The sequence below is a fragment of the Massilia sp. Masssp94 genome (genome assembly GCF_059491305.1).
Window position 1 is genome coordinate 1,097,033 of sequence record NZ_CP168501.1, and the last position, 22,812, is coordinate 1,119,844.

Annotated in this window: 23 protein-coding genes; 12 read left to right on the top strand and 11 right to left on the bottom strand. The window is 65.4% G+C overall.

From position 1 onward, the window contains the following. The first annotated feature begins 8 nt into the window (after nucleotides 1–8). The 9 genes from ACEN9G_RS04730 to ACEN9G_RS04770 all read left to right on the top strand — a co-directional run bounded on the left by ACEN9G_RS04730 (nucleotide 9) and on the right by ACEN9G_RS04770 (nucleotide 10,341). On the top strand, nucleotides 9–1,937 hold the full coding sequence (locus ACEN9G_RS04730; protein ID WP_413343880.1) for a CocE/NonD family hydrolase: 1,929 nt from the start codon (nucleotides 9–11) through the stop codon (nucleotides 1,935–1,937). Nucleotides 1,938–1,945: 8 nt separating this feature from the next. Continuing rightward, the gene (locus tag ACEN9G_RS04735) at nucleotides 1,946–2,191 is read left to right on the top strand and encodes a GFA family protein (RefSeq protein ID WP_413343883.1); all 246 of its coding nucleotides are present in this window, start codon (nucleotides 1,946–1,948) and stop codon (nucleotides 2,189–2,191) included. Between the two features lie 122 nt (nucleotides 2,192–2,313). Continuing rightward, the gene (htpX, locus tag ACEN9G_RS04740) at nucleotides 2,314–3,183 is read left to right on the top strand and encodes a protease HtpX (protein WP_413343885.1); all 870 of its coding nucleotides are present in this window, start codon (nucleotides 2,314–2,316) and stop codon (nucleotides 3,181–3,183) included. Beyond that, nucleotides 3,180–4,298, top strand: coding sequence for an AI-2E family transporter (locus ACEN9G_RS04745; protein ID WP_483126439.1), 1,119 nt, complete (start codon nucleotides 3,180–3,182; stop codon nucleotides 4,296–4,298). Before htpX ends, ACEN9G_RS04745 begins: the two co-directional genes overlap by 4 nt. Before the next feature lie 64 nt (nucleotides 4,299–4,362). After that, nucleotides 4,363–5,238: a glucosamine kinase nucleotide-binding domain-containing protein gene (locus tag ACEN9G_RS04750; RefSeq protein WP_483126440.1), complete on the top strand. Its 876-nt coding sequence runs from the start codon at nucleotides 4,363–4,365 to the stop codon at nucleotides 5,236–5,238. A gap of 11 nt (nucleotides 5,239–5,249) precedes the next feature. Next, the gene (gene nagA / locus ACEN9G_RS04755) at nucleotides 5,250–6,359 is read left to right on the top strand and encodes an N-acetylglucosamine-6-phosphate deacetylase (protein WP_413345349.1); all 1,110 of its coding nucleotides are present in this window, start codon (nucleotides 5,250–5,252) and stop codon (nucleotides 6,357–6,359) included. Continuing rightward, nucleotides 6,352–7,362: an SIS domain-containing protein gene (locus ACEN9G_RS04760; protein ID WP_413345350.1), complete on the top strand. Its 1,011-nt coding sequence runs from the start codon at nucleotides 6,352–6,354 to the stop codon at nucleotides 7,360–7,362. The genes nagA and ACEN9G_RS04760 overlap by 8 nt, the downstream gene beginning before the upstream one ends. 9 nt (nucleotides 7,363–7,371) lie before the next feature. Then, nucleotides 7,372–8,856: a glycoside hydrolase family 3 protein gene (locus tag ACEN9G_RS04765; protein ID WP_495605529.1), complete on the top strand. Its 1,485-nt coding sequence runs from the start codon at nucleotides 7,372–7,374 to the stop codon at nucleotides 8,854–8,856. A gap of 186 nt (nucleotides 8,857–9,042) precedes the next feature. After that, complete coding sequence (locus ACEN9G_RS04770) at nucleotides 9,043–10,341, top strand: tetratricopeptide repeat protein (protein WP_413344951.1); 1,299 nt, start codon at nucleotides 9,043–9,045, stop codon at nucleotides 10,339–10,341. Nucleotides 10,342–10,622: 281 nt separating this feature from the next. On the opposite strand, the gene ACEN9G_RS04775 is transcribed toward ACEN9G_RS04770, so the two are convergent. Then, on the bottom strand, nucleotides 10,623–11,762 hold the full coding sequence (locus ACEN9G_RS04775; protein WP_413346176.1) for an IS4 family transposase: 1,140 nt from the start codon (nucleotides 11,760–11,762) through the stop codon (nucleotides 10,623–10,625). 317 nt (nucleotides 11,763–12,079) lie between these two features. Between ACEN9G_RS04775 and ACEN9G_RS04780 the strand changes: the two genes are divergently transcribed. The 3 genes from ACEN9G_RS04780 to ACEN9G_RS04790 are packed head-to-tail and all read left to right on the top strand — an operon-like array spanning nucleotide 12,080 to nucleotide 14,223. Continuing rightward, nucleotides 12,080–13,147 (top strand): flavodoxin family protein, encoded by a 1,068-nt coding sequence (locus ACEN9G_RS04780; RefSeq protein WP_413340353.1) that lies wholly within the window; start codon nucleotides 12,080–12,082, stop codon nucleotides 13,145–13,147. 54 nt (nucleotides 13,148–13,201) lie between these two features. After that, nucleotides 13,202–13,942, top strand: coding sequence for a GntR family transcriptional regulator (locus ACEN9G_RS04785; RefSeq protein WP_413340354.1), 741 nt, complete (start codon nucleotides 13,202–13,204; stop codon nucleotides 13,940–13,942). A 23-nt stretch (nucleotides 13,943–13,965) separates the two neighbouring features. After that, nucleotides 13,966–14,223, top strand: a complete 258-nt coding sequence (locus tag ACEN9G_RS04790) for a hypothetical protein (RefSeq protein ID WP_413340356.1) — start codon at nucleotides 13,966–13,968, stop codon at nucleotides 14,221–14,223. 11 nt (nucleotides 14,224–14,234) lie between these two features. Here the strand turns inward: ACEN9G_RS04790 and ACEN9G_RS04795 are convergent, their stop codons facing one another. The 10 genes from ACEN9G_RS04795 to rpsP form a co-directional block, all read right to left on the bottom strand. Further along, entirely contained in the window at nucleotides 14,235–15,017 is a 783-nt protein-coding gene (locus ACEN9G_RS04795; RefSeq protein ID WP_371764849.1) for an SDR family oxidoreductase, read from the bottom strand. A gap of 150 nt (nucleotides 15,018–15,167) precedes the next feature. Beyond that, entirely contained in the window at nucleotides 15,168–17,900 is a 2,733-nt protein-coding gene (locus ACEN9G_RS04800) for a M16 family metallopeptidase (protein WP_413340358.1), read from the bottom strand. 67 nt (nucleotides 17,901–17,967) lie between these two features. Further along, entirely contained in the window at nucleotides 17,968–18,417 is a 450-nt protein-coding gene (locus tag ACEN9G_RS04805) for a CBS domain-containing protein (RefSeq protein WP_056129047.1), read from the bottom strand. Between the two features lie 62 nt (nucleotides 18,418–18,479). Then, nucleotides 18,480–18,824: a DUF3579 domain-containing protein gene (locus ACEN9G_RS04810; protein ID WP_056129044.1), complete on the bottom strand. Its 345-nt coding sequence runs from the start codon at nucleotides 18,822–18,824 to the stop codon at nucleotides 18,480–18,482. A 113-nt stretch (nucleotides 18,825–18,937) separates the two neighbouring features. Beyond that, nucleotides 18,938–19,897, bottom strand: a complete 960-nt coding sequence (locus tag ACEN9G_RS04815; protein WP_413340359.1) for a CobD/CbiB family protein — start codon at nucleotides 19,895–19,897, stop codon at nucleotides 18,938–18,940. A 78-nt stretch (nucleotides 19,898–19,975) separates the two neighbouring features. After that, the gene (locus tag ACEN9G_RS04820) at nucleotides 19,976–20,641 is read right to left on the bottom strand and encodes a CoA pyrophosphatase (RefSeq protein ID WP_413340361.1); all 666 of its coding nucleotides are present in this window, start codon (nucleotides 20,639–20,641) and stop codon (nucleotides 19,976–19,978) included. A gap of 60 nt (nucleotides 20,642–20,701) precedes the next feature. After that, a complete protein-coding gene (rplS, locus tag ACEN9G_RS04825; protein ID WP_056440636.1) occupies nucleotides 20,702–21,085 on the bottom strand; it encodes a 50S ribosomal protein L19 in 384 nt (127 codons plus the stop codon). A gap of 89 nt (nucleotides 21,086–21,174) precedes the next feature. Next, nucleotides 21,175–21,936 carry a tRNA (guanosine(37)-N1)-methyltransferase TrmD gene (trmD, locus tag ACEN9G_RS04830; protein ID WP_413340363.1) on the bottom strand — a complete coding sequence of 254 codons (762 nt, stop codon included), beginning with the start codon at nucleotides 21,934–21,936 and terminating at the stop codon, nucleotides 21,175–21,177. Between the two features lie 26 nt (nucleotides 21,937–21,962). Next, nucleotides 21,963–22,493 (bottom strand): ribosome maturation factor RimM, encoded by a 531-nt coding sequence (rimM, locus tag ACEN9G_RS04835; RefSeq protein WP_413340365.1) that lies wholly within the window; start codon nucleotides 22,491–22,493, stop codon nucleotides 21,963–21,965. Nucleotides 22,494–22,558: 65 nt separating this feature from the next. Beyond that, entirely contained in the window at nucleotides 22,559–22,807 is a 249-nt protein-coding gene (rpsP, locus tag ACEN9G_RS04840) for a 30S ribosomal protein S16 (protein ID WP_036238507.1), read from the bottom strand. Between the last annotated feature and the right edge of the window lie 5 nt (nucleotides 22,808–22,812).

The window sequence follows — 22,812 nt, forward strand, 5'->3', positions numbered from 1 at the left end:
GGATATCGATGACGTCATTCCCAGTCCGCCTCGCGCCGCTCATCGGTGCAGTGGCGCTCGCCGGTTTCGCGCACGCGCAGACGGCGCCGCAGTATACGGAACTCCCGTCCGAGACCCCGGCCGAATTCAGGGCGCCCGACGCCGGCTTCAACTACGTGAAGCGCACGGTCATGATCCCGATGCGCGACGGGACGAAGCTGAACACCATCATCATCGTGCCGAAGGGCGTGCACGACGCACCCATCCTGCTCACGCGCACGCCGTACGATGCGTCCAGCCTCGTGAACCACGCGGACAGCTCCGACCTGGAGACGATCCTGACGGGCTACGACAACGCGGCCGACGTCATCGCCGGGGAAGGCTATATCCGCGTCGTGCAGGACGTGCGCGGCAAGTACGGGTCCGAAGGCGACTACGTGATGAACCGCCCGCTGCATGGGCCGCTGAACCCGACGCCCGTCGACCACTCGACCGACACGTACGACACGATCGAGTGGCTGACGAAGAACGTGCCGGAGACGAACGGCCGCGTGGGCATCATCGGCATTTCGTACGACGGCTTCCTGCCGCTGATGGCGCTCGTGAACCCGCACCCAGCGCTGAAGGTCGCGGTGCCGATGAATCCGATGGTGGACGGCTGGAAGGGCGACGACTGGTTCCACAACGGCGCCTTCCGGCAGATCAATATGTCGTACATGCTCGAACAGGTCGTCACGCGCGCGAACACGGCCAAGTGGCCCATCACGAACTACGACGACTACGACATGTACCTGCGCGCCGCTTCCGCGGGCGCGCTGGGCCGCGAGCGGGGCCTGGAACAGAGCGGCTTCTGGAACAAGGTCGTCGCGCATCCGGCGTACGACGCGTTCTGGCGGCAGCAGGCGATGGACGGCATCCTCGCGCGCCAGCCCGTCACGGTGCCGACACTCCTCGTGCACAGTTATTGGGACGCGGAAGACATCTACGGCGCCATCGCCGTGTGGAAGGCCATCAAGCCGCATGACACGGAGAACAAGGTATTCCTGTCGCTGGGCCCGTGGTCGCACGGCGGCTCGATCGGCGACGGCGCCACGCTCGGCGCCCTGAAATTCGGCAGCGACACGGCGCTGTACTGGCGCCAGCAGGTCTTGAAACCGTTCCTCGCGCGCTACCTGAAAGGGGATGCGAGTGTACCCGCGATCCCGACGGTGACCGCGTTCGAAACGGGCACGAACAAGTGGCGCAACCTGCCCGCGTGGCCGGGCGGCGCCATCGAACCCGTCGCGCTGCGCCTCGCCGCGAACCAGAAGGCCCGGTTGGGCGGCGCGGCCGATGCGAAGGGCTACGACGAATACGTGTCCGACCCGGCCAAGCCCGTGCCGTTCCGCCAGCGTCCGATCCCGCCATACGGCTATGACGAAGCGAAGGGACAGACGTGGCCGCGCTGGCTCGTCGACGACCAGCGCGAGGCGTCGGGCCGCACGGACGTCGCGACGTTCGTGTCCGACGTCCTGACGGCGCCCGTGAAAATCAGCGGCGAGCCGGTCGCGCACCTCGTCGCGTCGACGAGCGGCACGGATTCCGACTGGGTCGTGAAGCTGATCGACGTGTACCCGGACCAGGTGGGGTCGCAGCCGGCGATGGGCGGCTACCAGCTGATGGTGGCCGGCGACATCTTCCGCGGCCGCTACCGCGAAGGCTTCGACAAGCCGAAAGCGCTGGCGCCGAACAAGGCGCTGGCGTACCGCTTCGGCCTGCCGACGGCGAACCACGTGTTCCTGCCCGGCCACCGCATCATGGTGCAGGTGCAATCGAGCTGGTTCCCGCTGTACGACCGCAATCCGCAGACGTTCGTGCCGAACATCTTCTTCGCCCAGCCGGGCGACTACCGCAAGGCCACGCAGCGCGTCTACCACAGCAGCTACGTCGAACTGCCGCTCGTGAAAGCGGCGCAATGACGGGCGGCGTGCGCACCTGGCACGGCAGCTGCCACTGCGGTGCCGTGCGCACGGAGCGCCACCTGTTCTGCGCCACGTGCGGCATCCGGCCGTTCGGCACGGGCACGTCGCCGCGCTGGGGAGATTACGTCGCGGTCAGCGTGCACTGCCTGGACGACCTGCCGGCCGACGCACGCGCGGCGCTGCCCGTCACATACCTGAACGGCCGTGACGACGACTGGGACAATCCGCCGGCCGGCCTGCGTCAGTTATAATTCCATTTTTCCGAAGAAATCCTTCTGTTTACTTCGCTTTTTCAAGATCTGTCATTGTCCTATTCTCTTGCCTTGACAACGGCCCTCCCGGCCGCGATTCTTGTTATTGATGAGAGACGACCATGAAACGCATCCTGCTTTTCCTTGCCACCAACCTCGCCATCATGCTCGTGCTTGGCATCACGGCGAGCCTGCTGGGCGTTAACCATTACCTGACGGCCAAGGGCCTGAACCTGGGCGCCCTGCTCGTCTTCGCCGGCCTGATGGGCTTCGGCGGCGCGTTCATTTCGCTGTGGCTGTCGAAGCCCATCGCGAAATGGTCGACCGGTGCGCGCGTGATCGCGCAGCCGTCCAACCCCACCGAGCGCTGGCTGCTCGACACCGTCGCCCGCCAGGCGCAGAAGGCCGGCATCGCGATGCCGGAAGTCGCGATCTACGAAGGCGCACCGAACGCATTCGCGACCGGCGCGACGAAGAACGCGTCGCTCGTCGCCGTGTCGACGGGCCTGCTGACGTCGATGACGCACGATGAAGTGGAAGCGGTGCTGGCGCACGAAGTGGCGCACGTCGCGAACGGCGACATGGTGACGCTCACGCTGATCCAGGGCGTCGTGAACACGTTCGTGATCTTCCTGGCGCGCGTCGTCGCATACGCCGTCGACCAGTTCCTGCGCCGCGACGGCGAGGAGCGCGGCCCCGGCATCGCGTTCACGATCACCTCCGTCGTGTGCGACCTGCTGTTCGGCCTCGTGGCCAGCATCATCGTGGCCTGGTTCTCGCGCCAGCGCGAATACCGCGCCGACCGCGGCGCCGCGCAGATCATGGGCACGCCCCGTCCGATGATCGCCGCGCTCCGTCGCCTGGGCGGCCTGGATCACGCCGACCTGCCGAAGAACCTGGCCGCGTCGGGCATCGCCGGCGGCGGCGTGCTGGCCCTGTTCAGCAGCCACCCGTCGTGCGAGGACCGCATCGCGGCCTTGCAGCAGGCATGACGGACCGGCGCGCGTCCAGGCTTCTCGTGCCGGCGCTGTTCGCGCTGGCGCTGGGCGTCCTCCTGCAGCACTTCCTCGGCGCGCTGGCCTGGGCCGGCCTGCTCGCTGTGATCACCTGGCCCGCGCACGTCCACCTGCAGCGCCGCGGCTGGCCGCCCGCCGCCAGCGCGGCCTGCCTCGTGGGCCTGCTGATCCTCGGTTTCGTCGGCCCATCCATCGTGTTGCTGAATACGCTGGGCGGCGAACTGGCCGGCGTGCAGCGCCTCCTGGCCCGCGCCAACGAGACGGGCATCCCCGTCCCCGCCTGGATCGCGCACCTGCCGATGGTGGCCGAACACGCGGTCCAGTGGTGGAACGAACACCTTGCCCTGCCCGGCGGCTTGAACCGCCTCGTCGGCAGCGCGGCCGGCGACTTCGCCCCGCACCTGACGGGCGCCGCGCGCCTGTGGGGCTCGACGATCCTCGCGAATGCGCTGTACCTGTTCCTCGCCCTGCTCACCCTGTTCGTGCTGTACCTGCACGGCCCCGCCGCCATCCGCCACGTCGACACGGCTGGCATGCGCGCGCTGCCGCGCCAGTATCCGATGCTGCGCCGCGTGTTCCCCCTGTCCGTGCGCGGCACCGCGCTGGGCCTCGTCTCCGTCGCCATCCTCGAAGGCTGCGTGCTCGGCGCCGCCTACGCCATCGCGGGCGCGCCGGCGCCGGCGCTGCTGGGCGTCCTCACGGGCTATCTCGCGCTCGTGCCGGGCGGCGCGCCGCTGTCGTTCTCGCTCGTCTCGCTGCTGCTGCTGGGCCAGGGCCATTCCGGTGCCGCGCTGGGCCTGTTCTGCTGGGGCGCGTTCGAGCTGTTCCTCGTCGATAAATTCATCCGCCCGAAGCTGATCGGCCGGCGCGTCAACCTGCCGTTCCTCGCCGTGCTGTTCGGCCTTCTCGGCGGCGTCTCGACCCTGGGCGTGCTCGGCCTGTTCGTCGGTCCGTTCATGATGGCGATCCTGTTCGAGTGGCTGCGCGACAATACCGATTTTAATACCAATTCGTCCGTCGACATGGATACCTCCAGCAGGGAGGGCGAGACCAATCTTGTCTCCCCTGACCGGCTCGACAATACCAATTAAATACCTGTTGACAAGCCTATCAGTGCTGCCTATAGTGCCCTGACCTTCCCGGCACAGCACTCATATGATCGACTATCTCATCGGCGTCGACGGCGGCGGCACCGGCACCCGCGTGCGCCTTGCGCGCTTTTCTCCCCACGGTGTCGTCGAACTGGCCCAGGGCGCCAGCGGCCCGTCCGGCCTCGGCCTGGGCATCGCCCGCGCCTGGGCTTCCGTCCAGGACGCCGTCGCCCAGGCCTTCGCCGCGGCCGGCATCGAACAACCTTCGCTTGACCGCATCGCCATCGGCCTGGGCCTCGCCGGCGTGCACAATCGCCAGTGGGCGCAGGCGTTCGAGCAGGCGAATCCCGGCTACGCCGCGCTGCGCCTCGAAACCGATGCTTTTTCTACCCTTTTGGGCGCGCACGGCGGCCGTCCCGGCGCCATCGTCGCCATCGGCACGGGCAGCGTCGGCGAAGTGCTGCAGCCCGACGGCACGCGGCGCGAAGTGGGCGGCTGGGGCTTCCCCGCCGGCGACGAAGCGAGCGGCGGCTGGATCGGCCTCGCCGCCATCAACCATATCGAACAGGTGCTCGACGGACGCCGGCCCGGCGGCGCCTTCGCCGACGCCGTCGTCGACGCGTGCGGCGGCAACCGCGCCGCGATCCAGGTCTGGCTCGGCCAGGCCACGCAGACGACGTACGCCACGCTCGCGCCGCTCGTGCTGCAGCACGCGGACGACCCGGCCGCGCGCGCCATCCTGGTGCAGGCCGGCGAGGAAGCTGCCGCCATCGCCCGCGCGCTCGACCCGGACGGGCATCTCCCCCTCGCGCTGTGCGGCGGCCTGGGTAGCGCCCTGCGCGACTGGCTCCCGCCCGCGCTCGCGGCCCGCGCCCGCGCGCCCGAAGGCGATTCCGCACGTGGCGCACTACGGATGATCGAGCTGCACGTCGCGGCATGAAAGGACCCACCATGCAAGGCAATATCCTGACTCCGGACGGCTGGATCCGCGGCCGCATCGTCATCGAAGCCGGCACGGCGACGATCGCCGCCATCGAAGGCGACACGGCCGACCCGGCATCGAACAATGACGACTACATCCTGCCCGGCTTCATCGACCTGCACGTGCACGGGGGCGCGGGACGCGACATGATGGAAGGCGGCGACGCGCCGCACGTGATCGCCCGCCTGCATGCGCGGCACGGCACGACGAGCCTGCTGGCCACGACGATGACGGCGCCGCTGGACGACATCGACCGCGCGCTCGCCGCCATCGGCACCGCGTGCGAGCAGCGCGGCAAGGACGAAGCGCGCATCCTCGGCGTACACCTGGAAGGTCCGTACATCAACTCGGGCAAGCTGGGCGCGCAGCCGCCGTTCGCACGCGAAGCGACGATGGCGGAAGTGGAGCGATTCAACGCGCAGGCACCGATGCGGCTGATCACCGTGGCGCCCGAGATCGACGGCCACCTGTCTCTCGTGCGCCAGCTGGCCGACGCGGGCATCCGCGTGCAGATCGGCCACACGAACGGCAACTACGACGACGGCGTGCGCGCGCTGGAACACGGCGCGGCCGGCTTCACGCATCTGTTCAACGCGATGCCGGGCCTGCACCACCGCGATCCCGGCATGGTCGGCGCCGCGCTGGCGCATGCGCAGTACGCGGAAATCATCCCCGACCTGTTGCACGTGCATCCGGGCGCGATCCGCACGGCGCTGCGCTGCATCCCGCACCTGTACTGCGTGACGGATTCCACGGCCGCCGCCGGCATGCCGGACGGCCAGTACATGCTGGGCCGCCAGGTCGTCCACAAATGCATGGGCGGCGTGCGCCTCGCGGACGGCACGCTGGCCGGCAGCACGCTGACGATGGACCAGGCGCTGCGCAACCTCGTCTCGATCGGCCTCGATCTCGCCGACGCCGCGCGCCGCGTGTCGACGAACGCCGCCGACTACCTGGGCGAAACGCGCCGCGGCCGCATCGCGCCGGGCTGCTTCGCCGACCTCGTCGTGCTCGACCGCGACCTGAACCTGAAAACCGTTCATATCGAAGGAGAACAGTGTGACCTCGCTGATGCTTGAAGAAACCGTGTCCGCGGCCGACTGCGTTGCCATGCAGCTGGCAAACGACGCCGACCGCTACGCCGCGCTGGGCCACCACCTGCGGGGCGCCTCCTTCCATAACGCGGTGACGGTGGCGCGCGGCAGCTCGGACCACGCGTCCAGCTACCTCGCCTACTTGATCATGGCGCGCATGGGCCGTCTCGTGACGTCGCTGCCGATGTCGCTCGTCACGTTGTACAAGGCGCCGCTGCAGGCGTCCGGCACGCTGGCCATCTCGATCTCGCAATCGGGCCAGAGCCCGGACGTCGTCGAACCGGTCCGCTACTTCCGCCAGGGCGGCGCGACGACGGTAGCGCTCGTGAACGACATCGATTCGCCGCTGGCGCGTGAAGCCGAATGGGCGCTGCCCCTCCGGGCCGGGAAGGAGCAGAGCGTCGCCGCGACGAAGAGCTTCATCACGAGCCTGACGGCCGGCGCGCGCCTCGTCGCGGAATGGCAGCAGGATGCAGAGTTGAAGGACGGCCTGGCCGCCCTGCCGGACGCGCTGCGCCAGGCCGCGCGGACCGACTGGTCGGCGGCACTCGAGGTGCTGGCGCCGGCGCGCAACATCATGGTCGTGGGCCGCGGCATCAGCTTCCCCATCGCGCTGGAAGCGGCGCTGAAATTCAAGGAGACGTCCTCGCTGCAGGCCGAAGCGTTCTCCGGCGCCGAGATCAAGCACGGCCCGATGGCGTTGATCGACGAGGGCTATCCGCTGCTGATCTTCGCGACGCGCGGCCCGACGCAAGCGGGTCTCGTCGCGCTGGCCGACGAGATGCGCGGCCGCGGCGCGCGCGTGCTGCTCGCGGCGCCGACCGACATCGCCTCGCGCGATCTCGACCTGCCCGTATCGACCTGCGCGGACCTCGACCCGATCGTCGCGATCAACGCGTTCTACGTGATGGCGGCGCACCTGTCGAAAGCGCGCGGGCTCGATCCGGACAAGCCGCGCCACCTGAACAAAGTCACGAAAACACACTGAGCCGCATTGATGCCCACGAACGACCTACGCCAGCTGGCCGGCCGCCTGATCATGATCCGGCTGTTCGGCACGGCACTCGACGCCGACACGGCCGCCTTCATCCGCGCCAACCGCATCCGCGGCGCGTGCCTGTTCCGCCAGAACATGACGGACGCCGCGCAGCTCACGCGCTTCACGAGCGACTTGAAAGATGCGATGGGCGAGCACGCCCTGATCGCGCTCGACCAGGAAGGCGGCGCCGTCGTGCGCGCGCTGTGGGTGCCGCCGCCGCCGTCCGCGATGGCGCTCGGCGCGGCGGGCGACGAACCGCTCGCGCGCGACGTGGGCGCGGCCGGGGCGCGCGCGATCCGCGCGCTGGGCTTCAACTGGAACTTCGCGCCCGTGCTGGACCTGAACAACAACCCGCGCAATCCCGTCATCGCGGAACGCTCGTTCGGCGCCGATCCGGATCGCGCCACGGCCCTCGCGCTCGCGTGGATGGCGGGCAGCGGCAGCGAAGGCGTGGCCTGCTGCGTCAAGCATTTCCCCGGCCACGGCGACACGCACGTCGACTCGCACCGCGACCTGCCCACCGTCGACAAACCCTTGCCGGAACTGGAGCGCTTCGAATTCGCGCCGTTCCGCGCGGCCGCGCCGCACGCGCCGGCGGTGATGACGGCGCACATCGTCTACCCCGCCCTCGACGCCGACAATCCGGCCACGATGTCGCGCGCGATCCTGCACGACCTGCTGCGCACGCAATGGAATTACGACGGCGTGATCATCACGGACGGCATGGACATGCACGCTATCGCGCACCGGTACGACGCCGGCGACGCCGCCGTGAATGCGTTGATGGCGGGCGCGGACATGGTAATGGCCATCGGCAGCCGCGACACACAGGAACGCACGATCGCGGCGATCGCCGCCGCCATCGAGGACGGCCGCCTGCCGCTGGCCGACGTGCATGCGCGCCTGGCACGCCTTGACCGCCTCGCGCACACACATCCGGCGGGCGCCGTGCGGTATGCGACGGAAGACGCGGACCGCGCGTTGATGGCGGACGCATGGCGCCGGGCGCTCACGGCGCGCGGCAAGCCGCAGCGTCCCGCACCGGGCAGCAAGGTGCGCCTCGTCGCGCGGCAGGATGTCGTCAGCGACGGCGTGTCGGAAGCGGGCGTGCCGGCCAGCGCCATCGCGGCGATGCTGCACTCGCTGTTCGACGTGGACCTCGTCACGTTCGCGGATGCGGAAACGTTCGACTGGAACGCGCTGCCGCAGGATGGCCGCTTCACGATCCTCGCGTCGACCTCGCGCCGCCGCTACGGCCCGCACGCACGCGCCACCTGGACGCCGGACCTGCACCTCGCGTTGTGGAACCCGTACCAGGCCCTCGACTTCGCCGCGCCCGCGCTGATGACCTATGGCTTCGCACCGCCCGCGCTGGACGCGGTCCGTGCCTGGCTGGCTGGCGGGATCGATGCGGCGGGACAGTGTCCGGTGCCCGGCTTTTGACCTCGGGCGGTAACGCATTGTAACGACCCATACCGACGTCGCACCGCTGGGGCACAATTGCCACGCCCGTCAGCAGTTTGTGGGACAATGCACGCTTTGTCCGAGATCGGCACCCGGCACCGTCGGCGTATGTATTTGCAGTCACTGATAGGTGCAACTTTATCGTCATTAAGAGAGGATTTTTCAATGTCCCAATTCCGTTTCGCCCGCCTTGCCATGATGCTGGCCGCCCTTGGCCTGAACGCCGCGCCGGCCCTGATGCACAGCGCGTCGGCGCAGGACAAGAAAGCCGAGGCGCCCGCGCCGAAGCCTGATTCCGTCCGCCCGGAACTGTACAAGCTGCTCGACCCGGCGCAGATCAAGCCGCTGATGGACGCAAAAAACTATGGCGAGGTGAAGAACCGCATCACCCAGGCCGAAGCGTTCCCGGACAAGACGCCGTACGAGACCTATGTGCTGAACCGTATGAAGTTGTCGCTGGGTACGTCGACGGGTGACGATCAGATGGCGATCGGTGCGCTGGAAGCGATCCTGGCGTCGGGCAAGCTGCCGGACGCGGACAAGGGCAACTTCACGCAGGCGCTGGCCACGATGTACTACAACGCCAAGAATTATCCGAAGGCGATCGAGCTGTACAAGCAGATCCAGGCATCGGGCAAGTCGACGGACCAGATCAACTCGGCGCTGATCCGCGCGTACTACCTGAGCGGCGACTACGCGTCGGCGCTGAAAGCCCAGGAACCGGTGCTGCAGGCAGCGGAACAGGCCGGCAAGACCCCGACCCAGGAAGACCTGCGCCTGTACGCGTCGGCCGCGAACAAGGTCAAGGATGACGCCGCCTACCTGCGCGGCCTGGAAAAGCTGGCCGCCTACTACCCGACCGACGATTTCTGGACCGACCTGATCAGCCGCGGCATCGTGCGCAAGCCGGGCTTCCAGGACGCCAACATCCCTGACGTGCTGCGTCTCGAGTTCGCGGCCGTCAAGCAGATGTCGTCGGACGCCTACACGGAACTGGCCGAGCTGGCCATGAAGGATGGCTTCCCGACCGAAGCGAAGAAGGTCGTCGACGCGGGCTTCGCCGCCGGCGTGCTGGGCACGGGCAGCGGCGCCGCCAAGGACCGCCAGCTGCGCGACCGCGCCACCAAGGAAGCCGCAAGCGATGCGAAAAACATCGCCGCGGGCGAAGCGGGCGCCGCCAAGGCCAAGACCGGTGCCGGCCTCGTCAACCTGGGCTGGGCATACGTCACGATGGACCAGTTCGACAAGGGCATCCCGTTCATCCAGCAAGGTATCGCCAAGGGCGGCCTGAAGTCGCCGGACGAAGCCAAGCTGCGCCTGGGCATGGCCTATGCGAAAGCCGGCCAGAAGGACAAGGCCATCGAGACCTTCCAGCAAGTGAAAGCCGGCGGCGGCCTGTCCGACACGGCCAAGTACTGGATCCTGCTGCTGAACCACCCGACGGGTGCGATGGCGGCCAAGTAATCCCGGCCGGATCACCGGCAGACAGGGCGGCGCGGACTACGGTTCGCGCCGCTTTTTTTTCGTCTGCAAATTCGGGGTCAGAGCACATTTCGCGCCAAATTCGGGGTCAGAGCACATTTCGAATCAATGTCCAGAGCATATCGATCCGTGTCGTCTTGGCGTGCACGACTGCGGCATGACGGTAAGCGAACCCCAGACGGTGTTTGGTATGTGCACTAGCATGCTTCAAAACACATGTCCCAAAAAGTGCTCTGACCCTGAGCCTTCCCCTCAAATTTTGCTCAGATGTCATAGGTAAGCATCATGGAAGTCAGCTCTGACGATGCGTCGGCAAGCTGACTTCGTGTCAGCTTGGTTGCGTGAGGCTCGATCAGCCAATGGCGTGCCAACGACAGGATTGACAGCGTGGTTGCTGCCTTTTTACGGCTGCCGTATTCAATGCGGTACCCGGCGCACCTGACGGCCAAGCCAATCAACCACAGAGCAAAGCCAAGTAACGCCGCGATGAGCAGTAACGCAGCCAAACGTCGAGGTTTTCGCGTTTGTGCAGTAGTCAGTCCCATACCCCATTGCGCATTCTTGAGATCCCGGAAAGTCTGTTCGATCTGCATGCGGCACCTGTACAAGTCGACCACGGAGTCGGCGCTTAGCCGGGATAGCGATGGTGAGGAAGCCAGCAGCCACGGTTCGCGTTGCGAGGCCTGATTCTTGATACTGTGACGGCTGCGCGCCTTTTTGCCAAAGGCGGTCTTGCGCTGACGCCCCTTGCGCGGCTGCTTAATGAGCACGAGACGGCACGCCACTGGATTGGAGCGGACATAAAGAAAATCTCCCAGGTCGCGTGCCTTTCCCTTGGTGTCGGCATAAAGCTGTTTGCATCTGCGCCAAGTACATGAGCCGCTCTTTTTCACCATGTCGCGGTTGCGGATGCGGCCGACCCACGCATAGCCAAGCTCATTCAGCATCTTGAACCATGTGGCCCGAAAACCTGCGTCGCTAATGATGATGGGCTGGCACCCAGGCGGAAGCACCGAGCGCAAATTCTTCATGAAAGCCCGGTGAACCGAAGCGGCGCCATACAGCTCGGTCGGATGCACTTCCTCGTAGATGACCAAGGCTCGTCCACGAACGATCAATGCGGCACGCAGAACGTGCTGGCTTACGTCATTCAGCAAATTGGACCAGTCGACGATGATGCAAACACGCACCTGCTCGTGCAAGGCGCGTCGGGCCAGCGCTCGATACGCTAACAGGCGCTCAGAAGCTAGTTGCGGATTACTCAGCAATCGATCGCAGCGCTTTATGCGATGACGCAAACTAGTCTGGCCAGTGATCGCCTTGCCCATCTTCACCACACCGAGACCGCCACGGGCCGCAGCATCAGTCATCGCCGCCAAACACTCGCGTCGCTTGGCGTGCATGGATGGGCACTGCGCTTGAAGTAACTCCTGTATGATCCGCTGTGCATGCATGGCCTGTTCCCCTTTGTTCGCAGTTGGTAGCTACGAACGAAAGGGCTAACACAGCCATGCATGCGCCGTTTTTGGGATTGAAAGTTAACAGCTTCCCAAGCTGTTTACAACAAAAATTTGAGGGGAAGGCTCAGGCTCTGACCCCGAATTGTTTGGCGCGGGGAGTTATGGTTCGCGCCGCTTTTTTTCGTCTGTGTGAATTACCGTACGGGCAGAGCCGGAGCATGCGGCCGATAATCGCCGCAACTCTTCTGGAAAGGGCTGCCATGACGACCGTACGCAAGGGCCAGGCGCCCGCGAAGCTGAACCGCGACGAATTTCATCTCGTCTTTTCGCGCGACTTCTACGATCCCGCCTACCAGGCCGTCGCGAAAGAACTGGCGGCCGTCGAAGAGGTCGCGTGGCGCGCCTACATTGATTCGCACAAGGCGCCGATCACGGTGAAGGCCGGCCCCGGGTTCGCCGACCCGGACTACGACTTATCCGTCGAATGGAAAGAGGCGCACGACCGCCTGCTGGCCGCCGAGGCCCGCCAGAAAGATCCGGCGACGCCGCGCCGCATCCTCTTGATCAATGGCGCGGCGCGCAACGACGGCAGTTGCCCGGGCGAGATCTCGAAGACGTGGCGGCTCGCGAAGCTGTGCGAGGCCACCATCGCGGGCGAGGGCATCGAGACGGATCTGCTCGACCTGTCGCGCCTCATTTCCGACTACGACCGCCACATCCACCCGTGCAAGGCCTGCGTGTCGACGGCGATGCCGCTGTGCCATTGGCCGTGCAGCTGCTACCCGAACCATTCGCTGAACCAGGAAAACGACTGGATGAACGAGATCTACGAGCGCTGGGTGGCCGCGCACGGGGTCATCATCCTCACGCCCACGTACTGGTACCAGTCGCCATCGGTGCTGAAGCTGATGATCGACCGGCTCGTGTGCGCCGACGGCGGCAACCCCGATCCCACCTCCACGCACGGCAAGAAGGCGGAAGAAGCGAAGGCGCTGGAGCAGGACTGGGACTATCCGAAGCATCTCGCGGGCCGCGCCTACGGCCTCGTCGTGCATGGCGACGTGGCCGGCATCGAATCGACGCGGCGCTCGCTGTCCGACTGGCTCGACTGGATGGGCCTGATCGACGCGGGTCCCGCCGCCCTGCTCGACCGCTACGTCGGCTATTACGAATCGTATGCCGAAAGCCACGACACGCTCGACAAGGACACGGCGTTCCAGGAAGAGGTGCGCAACGTGGCGCGCTCCGTGTCGGCGGCCGTCGCGGCGGTGCGCTCGGGCAAGCTGCTGCAGCCGGACCGGAAGCTGGCCAATCCCCGGCCGAAGTGATGGCGGTCTTTTTTTGGTATCATCCCGGGATCGCTTGCCAATGAACCCCGCCGCATGTCCCACCTCGCGCAGCTGATGCATCAGCTTTCCGCCACCAGCAACCTGCCGCTCTACCAGCAATTGCAGCGCGCCCTGCGCGACGCGATCGACCGTGGCGTCTACGGCCCGGCGGAAGCGTTGCCGGCCGAGCGCCAGCTCGCGGCCGAACTGGACATCTCGCGCATCACGGTGCGCAAGGCAATCGACGGCCTCGTCGGGGAAGGCCTGCTCGTGCGCCGCGCGGGATCCGGCAATTTCATCAACACGCGCATCGAAAAGAATTTCGCCAAGCTGACGTCGTTTTCGGAAGACATGCGCTCGCGCGGCCGCACGCCGCGCAGCGTCTGGCTCAAGCGTTCGGAAGGATTGGTGACGCCGGAAGAAGCACTGCGTCTCGGCCTGTCGCCGGGCGCCGCCGTCTATCGCTTCAACCGCATCCGCTACGCCGACGACATGCCGATGTGCCTGGAATACGCGACCATTGCCGCGTCCGCCCTGCCCTCGCTGGACGCGGTGGACGTGTCGATGTACGAAGCGCTGGAAGCGAACGGCAAGCGTCCTGTGCGCGCGTTGCAGCGCCTGTCCGCCCTGCTGCTGAACGCCGAGCAGGCGAAGCTGCTGCAATCGAAGGAAGGCGATGCGGGACTGTGCGTGGAACGGCTGGGCTTTCTGCCGGACGGCCAGGCTGTGGAATTCTGCCGCTCCTATTTTCGGGGCGACATGTACGACTTCGTGGCCGAGCTGAGCGCCGGCTGATCAACTTTTACAACAACAACGCCATGACCAACCTGACCTACGAAGCCTATCTCGACGAAGTCGCCACCCTGCTGACCGAGCTGTACGACCTCGACGACGCCACCGCCATCAAGCTCGTCGTCGACGCGCAGGCGGCCGAGTATTTTTCGCCGCATGACGACCATCCGGAAATGCGGACGCTCACGCGTGCGCGCGAGGATGCCGTGGCGTTATACAAGGCACGCCAGGCCCGGGTGAGCACGCAAGCGAAGCAACAGCGCGCTACCCACAAGAAACGGTAGGCAAGCGCCCGTCAGATCGCCGTCAGGCCGCCATCGATGGCCAGTTGGTGGCCGGTGACGAACGACGCCTGCTCCGAGCACAGCCATAGCGCCGCGTTGGCGATCTCGGACGGGTCGGCGATGCGGCCCATCGGATGCGCCGCCTTGAGCTTCTTGTCGCGCCCCGGCTCGCGCTCGAGCATGCGCGCCAGCATCGGGGTCTTGACGGCGCCCGGGCATACGCTGTTGACGCGGATGCCGTCCTTGGCGTATTCGACGGCCGCGCTCTTCGTCAGGCCGACGACGGCGTGCTTGGACGCCGAATAGATGGCGCGGTGCGGTGCCGCCACGAGACCGCCGGCGTCCGCGATGTTGACGATCACGCCGCCGCCTTCCTGCTTGAGCATCTGGCGCAGCTGGCTCTTCATGCACAGCCAGACACCCTTGACGTTGACGCCCATGATGCGGTCGAACTGGTCGTCCTCGCCTTCGGCCAGCGGCAGGTATTCTTCCTCGACAGCGGCGCCATTGACGGCGCAGTCGATGCGGCCGTAATGGCCGACCGCCTTGTCCATCAAGGCCTCGACGTCCGCCGCGACCGTGACATTGGATTTCACAAACAGCGCCTTGCCGCCAGCTTCGACGATCAGGGCCGCAGTCATGTGGCCGCCGTCGACCGACGTGTCGGCGATGACGACACAGGCGCCCGCGCGCCCGAATGCCAGCGCCGTCGCCCGGCCGATGCCGCTGGCACCGCCGGTTACCAGCACTACCTTGCCTGCATACGAAATGCCGCTCGGAGTCTGCTTGGTCATGCCCTTCATCATGCTTCCTTTTCAATATCCTTGCGCAAGCTTTGCTTCCTACAAGCAATACTGCGCTCAGGCAACATGATAGCGCCCGTCCCGGGCATTGACCAAGTTTCTCAGCCATTCTGCAAGTGTATGAACGGCCGAGTGTTGCAATCAGGGTGCAGGTTTCACTTTTGCCTTGTCTCCAGCCATGACGACGGACATCTTCGCGGGGTCGATCGCCTTGCGGAACGCCGCGTTCAGCTGGGGCAAGGTGACGGCCATCAAACGCTGCTCGAACTCGGCCGACCACTCGAACGTGCGGCCGCGGTACATGTACGACGTCCAGCCGGCGGCCAGCGCGCCGTCGTCGGCACGGTTCTGGATCCTCTGTTGCATCAGACCCGACTTGGCGCCAGCGAGTTCCGCCGTCGTGAAGCCATCCTTGAGCACGCGCAGGAGTTCCTCCCGTACGGCGGCGTCGACCTTGGCCAGGTTCTGCGGCGCGGCGATGGCGCTGATCGCGAACATGCCTGCACGGTCGAGGTCGCCGGCGACGAGATTCGAGCCGCCGCCGTACGACAGCCCCTCTTTCTGGCGGATGCGGTCCATCAGGCGCGAGCGCATTCCGCCGCCGCCGAAGATGTAATCGGCCAGCATCAGCGCCGGGTAATCCGGATCTTCCACGTTGAGATCGACATTGATCCGCGCCGTATAAAAGCCGTTTTCCTTGTCGGGCGTATTCAGGAACGTATGGATGGGCGCGATGTCGCCGTTCTTGCGCAGCACGGGTGCCACGTGCATCGGGGCCTTCCACCGGCCGAACAGCTGGTCGACGAGGGGCGTGATCGCCTGCGCATCGAAATCGCCCACGATGGCCATCTCGGCCGGTACCGTGCCGTAGTAATCGCGGTGGAAGGCCTTGACCTGGTCCAGCGTCGCGCCCTTGATGTCCGCAAGATCTTCCTCGAGCGTCGTTTCGTGGCGAATATCACCCTTGGGATAAATATCAAAATGCTCGTTCAGCGCGCGCGATGCCACGTTGGTCGGCTCGCTACGGCTCGCTTCCAGCCCGACGATCGATTGCTGGCGCAATTGTTCGAATTCGGCAGCCGGGAAGCTCGGTTCGCGCAACACGTGGGCGACGAGTTTCAGCGCTTCGGGCAGGTTGTCGCGCGTCGTCTGGAAGTGCGTGAGGCTGCCGGAAATCTTGAGCTTGTCGAAGGCGTCGGCCAACTGCACGCGGTCGTACTTCGTCGTGCCGCGCATCAGCATCGCGTTCGTCAGCCCCGGCAGCGCCGCCTTGCCGAACAGGTTCTGCTCGTCGCCGATGTGCTGGCGCAGGTCGACGGTGACCGTCTGGCCGCGGTTCTTCTTCGGCAGCAACGCCAGTTTCACGCCGCCCGCCGTCGTCAGCGTCGTGCGTTTCATGATGTTGGCCTGGCTCGGATCGAAGTCCTCGGCGCTCAGGGTGGATGCCCGCGGCTTGAAATCCTTGAGCAGGCTTTGCACGCTGGGCGCGGGCGGGACCACGGCGCGCTGCGGATTGTCGTCCGGGATGAACTCGCCCGTGACGCGGTTATCGCGCTTGAAATAGCGCCCCGCTGCCGCGGCAACCTGTTCCGACGTAATCTTGTTGACACGGTCGCGGCCGACGAAGAACAGGCGCCAGTCGCCCAGCGCGATCACTTCCGACAGCGCGACGCCAACCTGCTGCGGATCGTTCAGGCTGCGCTCGAATTCGTTCAGGAAGGTGCGCTTCGTGCGCTCCATCTCTTCCTGGGTCGGCGGGTTCTTGGCGAATTCTTCCACGGCCTGCGTGAGGGCGGCGCGCACGGGTTCGAGCGGCGCGTCCTTCTTCACCACGGCGCCGAAGTATTGCAGGCCGGGCGCATAGCCCGTCTGGCCATAGGCGAATACCTGGCTCGCCTTGCCCGTCTCGACGAGCAGCTTGTGGAGGCGGCCCGTCGGCGAATCGCCGAGGATGGTCGAGGCGAAGCTCAGCACGTCGCTGTCGTCGTGCAGGCCGGACGGCACCTTGTAGCCGAGCGCGACGATCTGCACGTCGCCCTGGCGCCGCACGGTGAACGTACGGTCGCCGTCCTGCGTGGGCTCGACGGTCCAGAATTCCGGCAACGTGCGTTTCGGCTTCGGGATCGCGCCGAACAGGCGGTTAATCGACAGCAGGGTCTTCGCGGGATCGAACTTGCCGGCGACGAGCAGCACGGCATTGTCCGGCTGATAATACGTGTGATAAAAATTCTGCAGGTTCGAGATCCTGACGTTCTCGATGTCGCTCTTGTTGCCGATCGTCGAGCGGCCATACGAATGCCAGTCGTAGGCCACGCTCTGCATGCGCTTCATGAGGACGGCGCCCGGCGAGTTCTCGCCGTTTTCGTACTCGTTGCGCACGACCGTCATTTCGGAATCGAGATCCTTCCTGGCGATGCTGGAATGCGTCATGCGGTCCGCTTCCATGCCCAGCGCCCAGTTCAGGTTATCGTCGGACGCCTGGAACACCTCGTAGTAATTCGTGCGGTCGAGCGACGTCGTCCCGTTGAACTGCATGCCGCGGTCCTGGAACTGGCGCGTGATGTCGGGATGCTTCGGGCTGCCCTTGAACATCAGGTGTTCCAGCAGGTGGGCCATACCCGTCTCGCCATAATTCTCGTGGCGCGAGCCGACGAGGTACGTGACGTTGACGGTGACGGTGGGTCGCGACGAATCGGGGAACAGCAGCACTTTCAGCCCGTTCGGCAGCCGGTATTCCGTGATGCCTTCGACGGACGGGCCTTGCACGACACCCTTGGGCAGGTCGAAGGCGAAGGCGCTGCCGGCCGCGATGAACGTCAGGCCGCCCGCGACCGTATAAGCGGCCAGGCCGCGCTGGAAAAACGTCAAGCTCATGTCACTCCGTCAGTTACTGTTGTCCTCGGGACATGGTAACAGACGGGTACTTAGGCCAGGCTTACCATTATTGCCGCACCCGGCGTTCGTGCTGTTGCTGGTAGGGACTGATGCGGGCGAGGTCTTCCATTTCCTCGGCCAGGAAGCCGAGCAGGTCGTCCGCGCTGACGATGCCCGCCAGGCGTCCGCCCTCGCCCACGACGGGCACGCGCCGGATGCCGCGCAGGCGCATGCGTTCGATGGTGACGGAGACGTCGTCGTGCTCGTCGGCCGTGAGCAGGTCGTCCGTCATGATGTCGCCGACCTGCAGGCCGGCCGGATCGAGGCCGAGGGCGACGACGGACACGACGATGTCGCGGTCCGTCACGATGCCGGCGGGCGTGCGTTCGCCATCGACGTCGTCGACGACGACGATGTCGCCCACGTGATGTTTGCGCATGAGTAAGGCCGCGCCCTGCACGCTTTCATCGCGGGCGCAGCAGACGGTGTCGACCGTGCAGAGTTTTCCGACTTCCATGGCGAGCTCCAACGTCAAGCGTTAAAGCTACCCATGGTGCATTGATCGGAGTTTGAGGTAGATCAGGACTTCTTCTTTTCGTCCGCAGGTGGGACGAAGCACGCCTCGACGACTTGCAGGTCGTTGTCTTTGGCGAAATTGCACACGAAGTGGTAAGCGAGCGGTTCGATGCTTTTGAGGGCGTTGTTCACGACGACCGCCTTGACACCGTTCACGACGGTCGGGTGCACGTAGGGCGAGAACTTCAGGTGGGCGTTCGGACCACCGCTGCCGGCCGGCCGGAAACACGACATGACGCCGCACAGACGCTCGGCCCAGTCACTCGGGCGGAATTGCCTGCCCTTACTTGTCACGCCGAGAATGAAGAATTCGTCGGCGCCTTTCCCGGTTTGCGGTGAGTCGGCCATAGTGCGGCTTCTGAAACAAAGGCGTGGATGAGAACAACCCGACTATTATATCTTATAGAAGACCTGCGGACGAGCCCCATGTGCCGGCCCTGGTCGGACCGGCACGATGGACATCAACCGAGCAGGACTGCGCCCGACAGCAACAGCAGGAGCAGCATCCATAATAACAGCGCGCGCCAGACCAGGCCGACCGTACTTTGCAGTGCGCGCACGCTCGGCTCGTCGCCGGGCAGCATGTCGTCCTCGCTGGCGGTGCTGTCGACCGTCGCCGCGTCGGCCGGCAGGACGTGCGGTGCGTTCTCGGCCGGGCTGCCGAGGCGCACGCCCATCGCGCCGCCGCCCGCGGCCAGGATGATGCCTTTCGATTCGTCGGTCCAACGACTGGCGAAATTGCGCCACGCATAGATCGCATCCTCGAAATTGCCGACCACGGCAAACGCGATCGCCGTCAGGCGCACGGGAATCCAGTCGATCCAGTAGAACGCACGGGCCGCGAACTGGCCGAACGCCTCGTTGCGCATGTGATCCGGCTCGTTCCACGCGCGCGCGAGATATTCGGACACGCGGTACATGACGGCGCAAGCCGGGCCCAGCGGCATCAGGAACCAGAAGAACACGCCGAACACGTTGCGGTGCGTCGTGATCAGGGATTTTTCGACGGCGATGCGGGCGATCTCGCTGGCATCCATGCCGACCGTGTCGATCCTGGCCCACTCGGCCAGAAGTGTCCGCGCCGTCGCTTCGTCGCCCGCGTTGAGGGCGAACTGGATCGACGTGAAGTAATGGCTATAGTGGCGGAAACCGAGCGTGAGGTAGACGATCAGCACGTTCCAGGCGAACGCGGCGAACACGAAGCGGTAGTGCACGAGGACACCGTAGATGACGGCCGTCGGCACCATCAGCACGGCCATCATCAGGAACCAGCCCAGCCGGCCATGACTGACCTGGCCGGCATTGAACCAGCTCTCGATCTTCATGGCAAAGCGCTTGATCTCGGCGTAGATCTGGTTATCCGCGCGCAGCGGCTTCAGCTGTTCGATGAGCAGCGCGCACAGAATGGAGAAAAAAGTCATGCACGGTCCTTTGTACGTTGTTGCCTTACTTCATTGCCCGCTAGGGTAGCGCAGAGACCGGCGCGAGTCTACGTTTCGTCAAGCCCGCAGCAGGTGAAACAAGTTGCGCAGCATACCTGCTGTGGCGCCCCAGATGAAGAAGCGTTCGTACGGCATCGCATAAAAACTGCGGCGGCCGGCGCCGTCCGGCAGGTCGAACGACATGATCTGGTGGTTCATGCCATCCATGAGGAACCGCAAGGGCACTTCGAAGATATCGGCCACTTCATTCGATTCGGCCGTGAGGTCGAACGGCGGCGTGACGAGGCCCACGACGGGGGTGACGATGTAGGCGGACGCGGTGACGTGGTCGGGCAGCACGCCGACGATCTCGACGTGGCGGCGCGTGAGGCCGATCTCTTCTTCCGTCTCGCGCAGCGCGGTCTCGATGGGCGACGAGTCGTCCTCTTCCGCACGGCCGCCGGGAAAGCTGACCTGGCCCGCGTGGTTGCTCAGGTGTTCGGTGCGCTGCGTCAACAAGACCGTGAGGCCGTCCGGCCGGCGCACGAGGGGCACGAGGACGGCCGCGCGGCGCAACGTGGGGAAGCGCTGGCGCATGTCCTCGGGCAACTCCGGCACCCACGACGGCGGATGGGCGAGGCGTTCGCGCAGCCAGGCGACGTCCAGGCGCTCGGCCGGTAAGGCGGGCTCGCCGGCGATGGCGTCGACGGGCAGGCGCTTGGGATCGATATGCAGTTTTGCCAAGGGCTTTCTCCAAAAGAAAAAGGCATCCGACCGGATGCCTTTTCCCTACCGCAATCGCTATTACTTCGCAGCAGTGGTAGCGGCTTTGCGGGTCGGCAGTTTCTCTTTGATACGTGCCGATTTGCCCGAACGCTCGCGCAGGTAGTACAGCTTCGCACGACGCACGTCACCACGACGCTTCACTTCGATCGAAGCGATCAGCGGCGAATACAGCTGGAACGTACGCTCGACGCCTTCGCCCGACGAGATCTTGCGAACGATGAAGTTCGAGTTCAGGCCGCGGTTACGACGCGAGATGACGACGCCTTCGTATGCCTGGGCGCGCTTGCGGTTGCCTTCGACGACGTTGACGCTGACGACAACGGTGTCGCCCGGTGCGAAATCAGGGATGTTGCGGCCGAGGCGCGCAATCTCTTCTTGCTCGAGTTGCTGGATCAGATCCATTTTTATGACTCCTGTAACCATCTTGCCGGCGCGTTCGATGCCCGGTAGAGGATGGGATTAGACATGCGGTACCCCGGTGGGTACCGCCTTTATTCCGCGACCTTTTGCAAGGTTGCGAGAAACTGCTCGTCGGCCTTCGTCAGCAGACCGGCGCCACGCGCCTTGTCCAGCAGATCCGGCCGTTTCTTCGCGGTCGCCTCCAGCTGCTGCTTTCGGCGCCACTTCATGATCTCGGCGTGGTTGCCACCCATCAGCACGGGCGGCACGGCCACGCCTTCATAGACTTCAGGACGCGTGTAATGCGGCGAATCCAGCAGGCCGTTGACAAAACTGTCTTCGACCGCGGACGCGTCGTCGCCCAGCGCACCGGGCAACTGCCGCACCACGGCATCCATCAGCGCCATCGCAGGGAGCTCTCCGCCGGACAGCACGAAATCGCCGAGGGAGATTTCCTCGTCGACGACACGGTCCAGCAAACGCTGGTCGACCGCTTCGTAGCGTCCGCACAGCACGACGAGACCGGGCTCGTTCTTCAAGCCCATCACACGTTCGTGCGTCAGCGGTTTGCCTTGCGGCGACATGAACACGACGCGCGGTGCGGGCAAGCCCATGTCGATCTGGCGCTGCTTCGCCGCGTTGATCGTCGCTTCGAGCGGCCTGGCCAGCATCACCATGCCGGGACCGCCGCCATACGGGCGATCGTCCACGGTGCGGTGGCGGTCCGTCGTGAAATCGCGCGGATTCCAGATCGACAGGTTCCACAGGCCCTGCTCGTGCGCGCGCCGGGTCACGCCCGACTGCGTCAATGCGGCAAACATTTCGGGAAACAAGCTCACGACGTCAAACTGCATCGGGACCTCGCTTCAGGTGGACGGGATCAATAATCCAGGCCCCAGTCCAGGGTAATCATTTTGGCTTGCAAGTCGACCGTCTTGACGTACTGGTCCACGAACGGCACCAGCCGCTCCGGCGCTTTCGCATCGGGAGCGGCGTTCGGATCGGGCACGGGCGTGATCCGCAGGATGGACTGCGCGCCATTGTGCATCATGTCGGAAACCTTGCCGAGCGCTTCGCCCTGCAAGTTGACCGTATCCAAGCCGATCAGGTCGGTCCAGTAATATTCGTCTTCCGGGAGTTCCGGAAAGTCCGATCGCGAGACCTGCACCGTGGCACCCTTGAGCGCCTCGGCCGCTTCGCGGTCGGTCACGTCGACCAGCGTGGCCGTCACGTCGCCGCTGTGGTACTTCGCGTTCCGCATTTGCACGGGACGCAGCGACGGCTTGTCGATCCACCAGGTTTTGACGCTCAGCAGCGCATCCGCATCCATCGAATAGGGCGTCACGCGAACGCCGCCCCGGAGCCCGTAGGCACCGGTGATGTGGCCGACCTGGATCAGGTCGTCAGGCACCGCTTGCGCGGATGCCGATACAGGATGTGCTGCAGAATCTGTCAAACCGTAAAACCTTCGCTGTATTAAGCAGCAGCCTTTTGCGTAGCCACCAGGCGAGCAACAGCCGGCGACAGCTGTGCGCCCACGCCTTGCCAGTACGACAGGCGGTCAGCGGTGACGTTCAGGGCGACTTCTTTGCCCGAAGCCATCGGGTTGTAGTAACCGATGCGCTCGATGAAACGGCCGTCGCGGCGATTGCGCGAGTCGGTTGCAACGATGTTGTAGAACGGGCGCTTCTTGGCACCACCACGAGCTAAACGAATAACGACCATAATAT